The organism is Dechloromonas sp. ZY10, from assembly GCF_041378895.1.
GTDB lineage: Bacteria > Pseudomonadota > Gammaproteobacteria > Burkholderiales > Rhodocyclaceae > Azonexus > Azonexus aquae.
The window spans coordinates 208869-221389 of the sequence record NZ_CP144212.1 but is presented as its reverse complement, the minus strand read 5'-3'; the positions used below and the strand labels follow the sequence as shown (position 1 = coordinate 221389).

6 protein-coding genes and 2 tRNA genes are annotated in these 12521 nt (G+C 66.2%); 1 reads left to right on the top strand and 7 read right to left on the bottom strand.

Features of this window, described 5'->3' with window-relative positions; translation table 11 throughout:
- Positions 1 to 25: 25 nt before the first annotated feature.
- The 3 genes from VX159_RS01095 to VX159_RS01085 form a co-directional block, all read right to left on the bottom strand.
- Positions 26 to 100 (bottom strand) — tRNA-Thr (locus VX159_RS01095).
- A 40-nt stretch (positions 101 to 140) separates the two neighbouring features.
- Positions 141 to 216: transfer RNA gene (locus VX159_RS01090), tRNA-Asn, on the bottom strand.
- Between the two features lie 91 nt (positions 217 to 307).
- Positions 308 to 2833 (bottom strand): carbamoyltransferase HypF, encoded by a 2526-nt coding sequence (locus VX159_RS01085; RefSeq protein WP_371324153.1) that lies wholly within the window; start codon positions 2831 to 2833, stop codon positions 308 to 310.
- Between the two features lie 215 nt (positions 2834 to 3048).
- Here VX159_RS01085 and VX159_RS01080 point away from each other — a divergent pair, with 215 nt between their 5' ends.
- Positions 3049 to 3900, top strand: a complete 852-nt coding sequence (locus VX159_RS01080) for a 3-hydroxybutyryl-CoA dehydrogenase (protein WP_371324152.1) — start codon at positions 3049 to 3051, stop codon at positions 3898 to 3900.
- A gap of 89 nt (positions 3901 to 3989) precedes the next feature.
- Here VX159_RS01080 and VX159_RS01075 read toward each other — a convergent pair whose 3' ends face one another.
- Genes VX159_RS01075 through VX159_RS01060 form a run of 4 tightly spaced genes read right to left on the bottom strand, consistent with a single transcriptional unit; the run spans position 3990 to position 12496 of the window.
- Positions 3990 to 9476, bottom strand: coding sequence for an Hpt domain-containing protein (locus VX159_RS01075; RefSeq protein ID WP_371324151.1), 5487 nt, complete (start codon positions 9474 to 9476; stop codon positions 3990 to 3992).
- A 14-nt stretch (positions 9477 to 9490) separates the two neighbouring features.
- Positions 9491 to 11593, bottom strand: a complete 2103-nt coding sequence (locus tag VX159_RS01070; protein WP_371324150.1) for a methyl-accepting chemotaxis protein — start codon at positions 11591 to 11593, stop codon at positions 9491 to 9493.
- A gap of 25 nt (positions 11594 to 11618) precedes the next feature.
- Positions 11619 to 12131 carry a chemotaxis protein CheW gene (locus VX159_RS01065; protein WP_371324149.1) on the bottom strand — a complete coding sequence of 171 codons (513 nt, stop codon included), beginning with the start codon at positions 12129 to 12131 and terminating at the stop codon, positions 11619 to 11621.
- The gene (locus VX159_RS01060; RefSeq protein WP_371324148.1) at positions 12131 to 12496 is read right to left on the bottom strand and encodes a response regulator transcription factor; all 366 of its coding nucleotides are present in this window, start codon (positions 12494 to 12496) and stop codon (positions 12131 to 12133) included. Before VX159_RS01060 ends, VX159_RS01065 begins: the two co-directional genes overlap by 1 nt.
- Positions 12497 to 12521: the final 25 nt, after the last annotated feature.

Here is a 12521-nt window from a genome sequence, read left to right as displayed (position 1 = left end):
TCCGGGCGGTATCCGGAAGAAGGCGTGGTGCCCATGGGCAGGATCGAACTGCCGACCTCTCCCTTACCAAGGGAGTGCTCTACCACTGAGCCACATGGGCAACATGCAAAAACGGCTCGCACCGCGAGCCGCAAGCAACTTGGCTCCCCGACCTGGGCTCGAACCAGGGACCTACGGATTAACAGTCCGGCGCTCTACCGACTGAGCTATCGGGGAACACTTCACCAAATGTTTTTCACGTTTGGCGTCGTGAGGAGCGCCATTATAGGCAAGTTCCAGGAAAAGACAAGAGGTTTCTGAAAAAAACTTAAATCATGTGACAACGCGCCCACCAGGCCTGTCCCAAGGCCAGCCCGCCATCGTTGGCCGGGGCCTGTTGCGGCAGGCGCAATTCGCCACCGGACGCCGCCAGCCGCGCAGCCAGCAAGCCGACCAGCAAGGTGTTTTGCGCACAGCCGCCGGCCAGGTAGCAAACCGGTCCCGCAGGCTGCCCTGCCGCCCCCCCATCTCCGGCAATTGCCCGCCCCCCGGGTTTTTGCCCTGATTCACGGTCGACCGTGGCCAGCAGCCATTTTTCCAGTGCTGCTGCCAGCGTCACGTGGAATAGCGCCGCTGCCGCCGCTCGCGCTTCGCGTTCCGACGGGGCCAAGGCGGCCAGCGTTGCGAGCAAGGGCAGCAGGTCCAGTTCGAGCCTCCCGGCAGCGTTCTCGCCGAGATGAAAGCCGTCGGCGAGGGGGGCCGGCTCGCCGTGTTCGACGATCCAGCAACGCGCCAGCGCCTCCAACTCCATCGCCGCCTGCCCTTCGTAAGCTGCGACCGCGCGCAAGCCAAGCAGCCCCGCCGCCGCATCGAAGACTCGACCAAGGCTGGAAGTCGGCGGGCAGCGCAGCCCCCGGTCGAGCATCTGCAGCAGCGGCCCCAAATCCTGCTCCGGCCAGGTCGCCGCCAGCCAACCGGAGATTCGCTCGTGGTATCCGAGCGCATGCAAGGCCGCGACGGCCATCCGCCACGGTTCGCGCGCGGCACGATCGCCACCGGGCAAGGCCAGCGGTCGCAACTGGCCGAGCCGGCGGCAGGGGTGCACCGCCGCAGCTTCCTCCCCCGCTTCGGGACGTAAATCAAGCGCCAGCAATTCGCCGCCCCACAGCCCCCCGTCACTGCCCAGCCCGACCCCATCAAGCGCCAGCCCGAGTAACGGCCCGCGCTCGCCATACTCGGCGGCAACCGCCGCCAGATGCGCGGCATGGTGCGGTACCGCCAGTGCCGGCACGCCCCAGCGCGCCGCCAGTTGCTGCGCCAGTTGCGTTGACGGGTAATCGGGATGCGCGTCGTGCGCAACCCAGGCCGGACGGACATCGAGAATCGCCAGCAGGTGGGTGACGGCTTCATCGAGAAAGGCCAGGGTCGCGGCATTGTCGAGACTGCCGACGTGTTGCGACAAGAAAGCCTGCTCACCGCGCAGCACGCAGATCGTGTTCTTCAGGTAGCCGCCCAGCGCCAGGCCCGGCGTGCCGCCAGCCGGCAAGCGCAGCGGCAAGGGCGCGTAACCGCGTGCCCGACGCAGGAATTGCGGCCCCAGCGCCGTCGACCGTAGCAGGCTGTCGTCGCAACGGACAACAATCGCCCGGTCGTGCAGCAAGAAGGCGTCGGCGATCCCGGCCAACCGCGCCACGGCTTCGGCATTGTCGATCACCAGCGGCTCGCCGCCGGGGTTGGCGCTGGTCATCACCAGCCGCAGCGGCGACGGCGCCATCATCCAGTCGACGCCGGCCGGCCGCCCGGCAGCTTCGTGCCAGAGCAGCAGATGCAGCGGCGTCCCCGGGCGCAGCAGGCCGATTTCGCCCAAGCCCGGCGCGACGCCAGGCAGATCACGCGGACCTTTGGTGCAGAGCACGATGGGCGCCGCCGGAGACCGCAGCAAAGCTTCGTCAGCCGGTGCAAGCTGCGCCAGATCGGCGACCGAAGCTGCGTTCAGCGCCATCACCGCGAAGGGCTTGGCATCGCGCGCCTTGCGCCGGCGCAACTCGGCGACGGCAGCCGGATTGTCGGCATCGCAGGCGAGATGGAAACCGCCCAGTCCTTTGAGCGCAACGATCCGCCCGGCGCGCAGCCAGGCCAGCGTAATGGCAATCGGATCACCAGCGGCAGGCTCGACCAGCCCGCTGACCACCGGGGCCAAGCCGGACGCGCCCTCGCTTACGCCGCTTTTTGCCCCGGATTCACGGTCGACCGTGAATCTCCCGTCTTTTGCCTCCCGCCATTGCAAACGCGGGCCGCAAGCCGGACAACAGGTGGTTTCGGCGTGAAAGCGGCGGTCAGCCGGATCGGCATATTCCGCCGCACAGGACGGACAGAGCGGGAACGGGGCCAGGCTGGTACGCGCGCGGTCGTAGGGAATGCCGGCGCTGACGGTGTAGCGCGGGCCACAGTGGGTACAGGTGATAAAGGCATGGCGCCAGCGGCGCCCGGCGGGGTCGCACATTTCAGCGATACAGGCGGGGCAGATCGCGGCATCCGGGCCGATGGCCGTGGCAGCAGCGCCGGCCAGGCTGTCGACAATCACGAAACCAGCGGCCGGCAGGGGTGGATCGTCGGCCGCCAACGTGATTTCCTCGATCGCATCGATCCTGGCCAGCGGCGCCAGCAGCGGCAATTCGGAACGCAGACGGGTAAGCAGCGCCTCCGCCGCGACCGCATCTGCCTGCAACGCCAGGGTCACTCCGGCAGCATCGTTGCGCACCCAGCCAGACAAACCCATTTCCCTGGCCAGCCGCCACACGCAGGGGCGAAAGCCCACGCCCTGCACCAAGCCGCGCACCCGCCATCCGCGCATTTCCCGTCCTTTCCTGTTCCTGCCGTCGCGGCGGGAGCTTACGCCAATCTCGCCGTAGCCGGCGTGACCCGGATTAAAAACAGCCGGCATAGGGCGTTTGCACCGTCTCCTTTCCCGATTGCAGAGTCCCGGCAAGTTAATTAAAGTGCCGTCTTCCATACGCCCACGTATGGAAGAAAACCATAACACCACTTAGAGAACAGAAAGACGCAAACATGGACATCAAAACAATCGGTATCGTCGGCGCCGGCACGATGGGCAACGGCATTGCCCAGGCATTCGCAGTCGCCGGTTTCCGCGTGATCATGGCCGACATTTCGGAAGCCGCCGTGCAGAAAGGCGTGGCCACCATCGCCGGCAGCCTCGACCGCCTGATCAAGAAGGAAAAGATGAGCGCCGAGCAGAAGGCCGCCGCACTGGCCCTGATCGGCACCGCGACCGATGTCGCCGCGCTCAAGGACGTGGACCTGATCATCGAAGCCGCGACCGAGAACTTCGAGTTGAAGACGCGCATCTTCAAGCAGCTCGACGACCTGGCCAAGCCGGATGCGATCATCGCCTCCAACACCTCGTCGATCTCGATCACCAAGCTGGCGGCTGCGACCAAGCGCCCGGCCCAGGTGATCGGCATGCACTTCTTCAACCCGGTACCGATGATGGCGCTGGTTGAGGTGATTCGCGGCCTGCAGACCAGCGACAGCACCTACGCCGCAGTCGAAACGCTGGCCAAGGCGGTCGGCAAGACCCCGGTGCAGGTCAAGAACAGCCCGGGTTTCGTGGTCAATCGCCTGCTCTGCCCGATGATCAACGAAGCCATCTTCGCGCTGGGCGAAGGCCTGGCCGACGCCGCCTCGATCGACGAAGCGATGAAGCTCGGCTGCAACCACCCGATCGGCCCGCTGGCGCTGTGCGACATGATCGGCCTCGACGTCGAACTGGCGGTGATGCAGGTGCTGTTCGAAGGGACCAAGGATCCGAAGTACCGCCCGGCCCCGCTGCTGGTTGAAATGGTCGAAGCCGGCTATCTCGGCCGCAAGGTCGGCAAGGGCTTCTACACCTACGAATAAGCCGACCGCAGCAAATCCCGGACAGGCCCGCCCAGCGCGGGCCTGTTGGCGTTTACGCCCCCCCCCCTGCGGCCGCGCCGGCAGACCGCCTAGCCCGCCCCCGGACGCGGACAGAACGAGGCCAGCAGACGCAGCAACTCGCCCTCGTCGTAAGGCTTGCCAAGGTAGGCATTGGCGCCCAGTTCGAGCGCATGCTGGCGGTGCTTGTCGGCGGTGCGCGAGGTGATCATGATCACCGGCAGGGACTGGTAACGCGGATCGGTGCGCAAGCTGCGCAGGAAGTCAAAGCCGTCCATCCGCGGCATCTCGACATCGCACAGGATCACCTGCGGCGCCTGCTCCGGGTCGGCCAGCTGCTCCAGCGCATCGACCCCGTCCTTGGCCTGGGCCACGGTGTAATCCTCGCGGGTCAGCAGCCGGGTCAGAATCTTGCGCACGGTCAGGGAATCATCGACCACCATCACCGTCGGCGCATCCTGCTCGATGCCATGATCAACCTCGACCGGCGCCAGCTGCGCCGCGACATTGAAGGCCGGCCGCCGCGCCGCGAGCGCCACCGGATTGAGGATCAGCACGATACGGCCGTCGCCGAGCACGGTCGCGCCGGAAATTCCGACCACCCGCGCCAGCTGTTCGCCGATGTTCTTGACCACCACTTCCTGATTACCCTGCAACTCATCAATCTGTACCGCCACCCGCTGGGTCCCGGAACGCAGCAGCAGCACCCAGGTCAGGCGATGGCTCTCTGGCTCGGCCTGGCTGTCGCCCAGCAGGTGCGGCAGATAGTGGAAGGGATAGGTCTTGTCGTGCCAGCACACCTCGCCGGCCTGCACGACCTCGAGCAACTCGCCGCTCTTGAGTTCGAGTACCTGCTCGATCATCGCCGCCGGCACCGCATACACCTGCGCCCCGGCACGCAGCAGCACGGTCGGCGTCACCGCCAGCGTCAGCGGCAGGTAGATGCGGAACTGGCAGCCCTGACCAGGATGATTTTCGATTTCGATCCGCCCGCCCAGCGCCGAAACCTCGGTCTTGACCACATCCATGCCGATGCCACGGCCGGAATCGCTGGTCAGCGTATCAGCTGTCGAAAAACCGGGCTGAAAAATCAGTTCGCAAAGCGCCCCGGCGTCCTCTCCGGCATGCTGCGGCAGGCCCATTTCAGCTGCCCGCGCACGAATCCGCTGCAGATCAAGGCCACGCCCGTCGTCGCTGAGCACCAGTACAATTTCGTTGCCTTCCTGGGCCAGACTGAGGCGGATTTCGCCGATTGCGTCCTTGCCCGCCGCCTGCCGCTCGGCAGCAGTCTCGATCCCGTGCGCAACCGCATTGCGCAGCATGTGCTCGATCGGCCCGAGCATCCGGTCGAGGACCGAGCGGTCGATTTCGACCTGGCCGCCGACGATTTCAAAGCGCGCCCGCTTGCTGGTCGCCCGAGCCGTCTGTCGCACCACCCGGTGCAGTCGCTCTTCCTGGCTGGCAAAAGGCAGCATCCGCATGCCCAGCAACTCCTGCTGCAGATCGCGATTGAGCCGCGACTGGGCCAGCAAGGCGGCATTGGCATCGTCGAGATGCTTGAGCAGGTTCTGCTGCACGGTCGCCACGTCATTGACCGACTCGGCCATGAAGCGGGTCAATTCCTGGAAACGGGTAAAGCGGTCGAGTTCCAGCGGATCGAACTGGTCGTGACTCTCGCTGGTCTGCGCCACGCGTGCCTGCATCTGGGTTTCGGCCTGGATTTCGATCTCGCGCAACTGGCGGCGCAAGCGGATCACATTGTCGGTCAATTCCAGCATCGACGACTTCAGGTTGCGCATCTCGCCTTCGATCCGGCTGCGCGCAATCGACAGTTCGCCGGCCTCGTTGACCAGGCGGTCCACCAGTTCGGCACGCACGCGCAACAGCAATCCGCGCGTTTCGCCGGCCTCCGCTGCGGCACCGTCGCCGGCCACCGGTGACGGCTGCGGCGCCTCGCTCGGCGTCGGCGTTGCTGGCGGCGACAAGGTGGCGACCACCGGCAACGGTGCCGGACTGGTTGGCGGCGGCTCCGGCGGCAGCAGACTCAATGCCAGCTGCGGCGGCTTGAGCGCCGGCAGCGGGGTGACGTCGGGCGCCTCGGCGGCCGGCAGCAAGGACGGCAGGGCCTGGTTTTCCGCACCACCGCCGGCAAGCGGCAAGGCCCCGGCCTCCGGCCGCAGGGCGTCGGTGGCCAGTGCCAGCGCATCGCACTCGGCCTCGAAGCCATCGAAAAAGGCCAGACTGAGCGGCTCACGGCCGCAACTCGCGGCCTCCAGCCGCGACTCCAGTGCATGCGCCTGTTCGCCCAGGCGCAGCGCCCCGGCCATCCGCGCATTGCCCTTGAAAGTGTGGAGCACGCGGGCCAGCGCGGCAGGCGGCTCGGGGTCGCGCGGATGCTCGCGCCACTGCCGGAGCAGCGACGCCATCACCGGCAACTGCTCGGCAGCCTCTTCATGAAAGATCGCCAGCAGGCGTGGATCAATCTCGTCGCCCCCGGCCGCCGGGGTTTCCGGGGTTTCCGGGGTTTCCGGGGTTTCCGGGGTTTCCGGGGTTTCCGGGGTTTCCGGGGTTTCCGGGGTTTCCGGGGTTTCCGGGGTTTCCGGGGTTTCCGGGGCTTCCGGGGCTTCCGGGGCTTCCGGGGCTTCCGGGGCTTCCGGGGCTTCCGGGGCTTCCGGGGCTTCCGGGGCTTCCGGGGCTTCCGGGGCTTCCGGGGCTTCCGGGGCTTCCGGGGCTTCCGGGGCTTCCGGGGCTTCCGGGGCTTCCGGGGCTTCCGGGGCTTCCGGGGCTTCCGGGGCTTCCACCGGCCCGACCGTGGCGAACTCCGACGGAAACAGTTCATCGAGGGCGGCGATCAAGGTGTCTTTCTCGACCAACTCCTCGTCGCCGGCAGCGACGTACATGTCGTCCAGCGTGACGATTGCCTGGCGCAGGATTTCCAGGCTGTGGCGACAACTCGGCACCAGGGTCTGGTTGCGCCGCAGCAGCGCACGCTCCAGCGCCAGCGCCAGGTGGTTCAATGGCATCAGGCCGACCGTGGCGGCGATCCCGCCCAGGGTATGTGCGGCCCGGGCCATTTCGAACGGAGTCGGCATCAGCGGGCAGGCCAGCAGGTCGGCATGATCAGCGGCCAGGGTTTGCAGGTGTTCGCGCGCCTCGATCCGGAAAATGTCGTAGAGGGTTGCCGAGATCGAGATCGTCTGACCGCTGGGTGGCTCGGTGTAGGCGACCGACTCGCTCGGCGTGGTGGCGGGAAAATCGCCGTGATCCGCGGTCGACCGTGGCAGCGATGGATTTTCCGCTGCCGGTGCGGTAAGAGGATCTGCGGCCAACTCACTGGGCGGCTCCTCGGCGGTTTGCTCCCCGGGAGCCGGCACTGCCGGGCTCTCTGGCGGCAGCGGCTCGGAGGTGGTCGGAACAACGTCGTCGAGCGTCGGGATTTCATCTTCGAGCGGCACGCCAACCACTCCGCGCAAGGCTTCGGCTGCCCGCACCAGCGGCTGCGGGTCGGGGGCCGGATGGCTTTGCGGCGAGCGCAGATGGGCCAGCCAGTCGGCCAGCAAGGTCTGTTGCCCGGCCAGCAGTTGCAGCAATTCGGGGCTGGCCGGCAGATCCTGTGCCAGCCAGTGGTTATAGGCCTGCTCCAGAGCCCAGGCGGCCTCGCCCAATTGGTGCAAGCCGACCATGCGACCGCTACCCTTCAGCGTATGCGTAGCCCGCCGGACATCGGTCAGCGCCTGGCGCTGACCGGGGTTGCGGCGCAAGACCGCAGCCTGTTCCTGCAGACTGGCGAGTACGTTGTCGCCCTCTTCGAGGAAGATGGCCAGCAATTCGCCGTCGATCGCCGGAGCAACCGCTGCCGGGCTGGGAACCGGTGGAGCCGCCAGCAGCGTGGCCGCCGCTTCCCCCTGAATCCGCCGGCAAAAAGCGGTGAAATCGTGCTCGCCCTGCGGCAGCGCATCGACAAAGAAGCCAAGCAGTGCCAGACGCTCGGCCAGCGAGGCACACAATGCCGTATCCGGGACGCCGGGGTCGAGCCGGCGGATGTCGGCCAGGCAGGACTGAACAGCGGCGGCAGCCGGCAGGTGGCCAAGCATGGTCAAGGCACCGGCAACCTGCCGCAACGGTCCTTCCAGCGGAGTCAGGTCGGTTTCGGCGGTCGGCTGGCGGAAATACTGGTCAAGCATCTGCTCGACGCCGGCAAGATTGTTGCGCATCTGCCGGCTGACCTGCTCGACCAGCAACGACTCTTGCGCCCGGCGGGTCATTTCGTCGAGCGCTGCCGGCTCGCCGTCGTTGACCGGGATGCGGCCGGCAATGCAGGCATGCAGGCGATCGACCATGCGGTCGACCTGCTGCGCAAATTCGCGATCCAGCTGCTGGAACTGCTGCTGTGCGTTCTGAAACAGCAGGATGGCGGTTGCCACTTCCATCGCCACTGCGTCGCGGTGGCGCGACGGCGCCTCGACCAGCCAGGTCACGACCGCAGTCAGCCCTTGCGCCAGCCGGCGCAGGTCGGTGTTACCCAGTTCGTGCGACAGCAGCGCGGCCTGCAGGATTTGCTGGGCAAAATCGGCCAGGCTGGCAGCCTGGCCGGCGCAGAAACGCCGCCAGTCGTCCTCGGCCGCCTGCAGAATTTCGCGCAGGCGGCGCAGTGCCGGCTCCTGCGCGCTGCCAGCCAGGCTCTTCGGTGCCTGCAGCGCCAGCATAAAGGCTGCATGTACGGCGGCGACTGCGTCGCTGGTCTGCGGCGCGACCTGGGCAATCTGGAACAGCAACTGGCGCAGCAATTCGCCATCTTCACCGCTCCGCCCTTCCAGCAGGCGACGGATTCGGGCATCGAGCTGCGAACACAGGTTGCGCGCCGAAGGTTCGCCGGCGACCGCACTCAGCACCAGTGCATCGAGGAAAGCCACGGCCACCCGCCAGCGCGAGCGTTCGTCACCCGCCTCGTGACAATCAGCAATCACCTGCACAGCCGCCCGCATCTGCCGACGCCCGCCTTCGGCCTCATCCGGCTTCTTGAGCCACAGCAGCAGGCCTTTCTGGTATGCCAGCCGGGCGGTCTTGAGCCGTGCCGACCGCTCTTCGGCCGGTACGCTGGCAGCATCATCGCCGCCAACCGGCGGAAACGGCTGCAGCACCGGATGGAAGAGATCAACCCGCTGAGCGGGCTGACCGTCACTTTCGCACAACTCTCGATAGACCGGCCACAGCCGTAGCGCCTGATTGGGTTGACCGGCCTGCAGATCGTCAAGATAGCTGCGGATTTCGGCCACCCCGGCCTGCAGCCGGGCAAGCAAGGCGCGGTCGGGGGGATAGGCCGGCCGGGCGAGAATCTCTTCGCAGCGGACAACCAGCCGCAGCAGGCCGTCGAGACCGCCGAGCAAGGTAAGGGCACCGGAGACCCGATGCAACTCTTCGCGCGCCTGCAGCAAATGTCCGGCATCGCCGTCGCTGCCAAACCCCTCCAGGGCAGCGCCGGCGGCCGCCAGGGCCCGCTCCAGGTCGGGCTTGATCCAGCCCAGCCGGGCGGTATCGAAATGATCTGCTTGCTTCATGCCTGCGTTCCTGCCTAGCCGACCTTGAAGCCGGCCACCGAGCCCTTGAGTTCGTTGGCCAGCGCCGTCAACTCATCGACCGCCTGAGCGGTACGCTGCGAGTTGGCGTTGGTCTGACCAGTCAGCTTGAGAATTTCCTGCATCCGCGCCGCCACGGCCCGGGCGGTATCGGCCTGGCCCTGGGTGTCGGCGGAAATATGCCGGATCAGCGTTGCCAGATCGCTCGAAACACGGCCGATACCGATCAGCGCCTGACCGGCTGCGTCGGAAAGCTTCGCCCCCTCGACCACCCCCTGGGTCGAGCGCTCCATCGCCGAAACGGCATCCTGGGTATCGCCCTGAATCGTCCGTACGATGTCGGCAATCTGCTTGGTCGCCTCGGCCGAGCGCTCGGCCAGCCGCTGCACCTCTTCGGCCACCACGGTAAAGCCGCGCCCGGCTTCGCCGGCGGTCGCCGCCTGGATCGCCGCATTCAGCGCCAGCACGTTGGTTTGTTCGGTGATATCGGAAATCAACTCGACAATTTCGCCGATTTCCTGCGAGCTTTCCCCCAGGCGCTTGATCCGCTTGGCGGTCTCCTGAATCTGCCCACGGATTTCGTTCATCCCCTTGATCGAATCCTGCACTGCGGCATTGCCCTTTTCGGCGGCCTGCAAGGACTGGTCGGCGACGGCGGCCGAACGCGAGGCCTTGCCGGAAATCGCCTTCATCGACTGGGCCATGTCCAGCACCATCTTGCCGGCTCCGCGAATCTCGCCAGCCTGACGCTGCGCGTCGGCAAGCAACTCACCGGAGGTCTTGCGGGCGATTTCGGTCGCAGCATTGACCCGGGTCGAAGCATCGTTGATCCGCCCGACCAGCAGCCGCAACTCCTCGATGGTGTAGTTGATCGAATCGGCAATCGCCCCGGTGATGTCCTCGGTGACCGTGGCAGTGACCGTCAGGTCACCGTCGGCCAGGTCGCCGAGTTCATTCATCAAGCGCAGGATCGCCTCCTGATTCTCGCGGTTGGCCTTTTCCGACGCCTGCCGATGCTCCTCCGCCTCCTGCGCCCGGCGCGCGCTGTCGGCGAAGTAAACCCGGATCAGCAAGGCCAGCGTGACCAGTACCGCCAGTGTCAACACCAGCAGCAGGCTGGTGGTCAGCGTCCGCTCACCGAGATTTTCCTGATAGGCAGTCGCCAGTTCGTCGGTCGCCTTGAGCAGGTTTTCGCTATCGTTGAAGATGCGTGCACCAGCCTGCTTGGACTGGGTCAGCACCTGCAGGTTGCCGAGGATGCCGGTGATCGCACTGTCGTAGTTGGCAAACGCCTTTTCCAGCTGTTTCAGCTTGTCCTGGCTGTTGCCATCGTTGCTGCCCGACAGGCGCAAGGTTTCGCTGCCGCGCAGCAGACCATGCAGCAGGTCGCGGAAACTGTTGGTGTCTTTGCCCAGCAGGAAGGCCACTTCGGGATTGATCTCGTGGCCGACCAGCAGCGCCGATGCGTTCTTGGCGGTACGCTGGGTCAGCATCACCAGCTGGTTGGCGGCAGCAATCTCGCGTGCCACCGCGCCGGCCTGCAGCTTCAGGGTCGCCAGTTGCTCGGTCAGTTCAAGCAACTCGGTATTCTTGGCATCGATCACGGCAACATGACGCCCCAGCGCGACCAGATTCTTTTCCTGCGCGATCAGCGCCTGCGCATCCTTCTCGGTCGGTCGCCAGCGGGCATTCAAGGCCTCCAGCGGTGCCGCCACCGCCGTCGGCGAGGGCGGCACCTCGCTGCTGCCGACATCGCCCCCCTGCATCAGGCTGTCGAGCAGTTGCGAGAACTTCTGCTGCGACTCCCTGAGCTGCCCGAAGGCCTGCGGCTGCCCCTGCAAAGCCAGCGACGAGGCCTTGGCCAGGCGCTGCGACAGCATCCGCATTTCGCCCGCCGCCGCCACATAAGCCGTGGCGTGCGCCGACTCACGCTTGTCGTAATAGGCCAGGCCGGCGGTCGTCAGCAGCAGGATGGCGAGAGCACCGCCGAACAGTTTGACCCGGCGGACAACTTCGGGGCGGTCGCCTGCGACCGCAGCCAGCCCGCCAGCGATGCCATTGGCAAGCTCCTTGCCGCGCAGATTCTGGATGCTGAACACCTTGCCTTCCTCCTTTTGAGCCGGCTCAGTTTGCGATATTCATGAACTCGGGGCTGGCCAGCAGCGCCCGCACGTCGAGTTTGTGCCAGAGCCGCCCCTGAGGGTCGGCAAACCGCCGGGTCCCCCACAATGGACCGCGACCGCCCGCCGCCTGCTCGGCAAAGCTCTCGGGGTTTTTCAGCCCGAGTGTGCGACCGACCAGCAGGCCGGCATTAACGCCATGCCGGGAACCAACCAGCAGCAGACGGGCATGCGCGTTGCGCGGCGTCGCTGCCTTGCCGCGAAAAGCCGAAAAATCGGTAATCGCGTACAGCGTGCCGCGTACATTGGCCACCCCGGCAAACCACGGACGGGTCAACGGCACGCCGCTGATCTGCGGCGTCGGCACGATCTCACCACCATCGCAAAGATCGACCAGCCAGTTTTCGCCGCCCGATTCGATTCCCAGCCAGGAAGCGGTAGTGCATCCGGCGACCGCCTGCTGCAGGCGGTCGGCAAGATAAGACTGGAATTCGCGCAGGCTGGTCTTGTGCGGCATCAGGCGAGAGCAGCGATCCGTTGCAGCAGTTCTTCAGGATTGAGCGGCTTGACCAGATAATCGACCGCGCCTTGCCGCATGCCCCAGATCTTGTCGGTCTCCTGGCCTTTCGAGGTACACACGATGACCGGGATATTGCTGGTGCTTTCGTCGCGGGTCAGCGTTCGGGTCGCCTGGTAGCCGTTCAGGCCGGGCATCACCACGTCCATCAGGATCAGGTCGGGGCGCTCGCTGCGCGCCTTGGCAATACCCTCTTCGCCATTATTGGCGGTCGTCACGTGATAACCGGCACGGGTCAGGATGTCGACGGTGAAATAGCGTTCGGTCGGGGAGTCGTCGACGACGAGAATGTTTTTTATTGGCATGGGTGCTTCGTTGGGGTGTTACAGA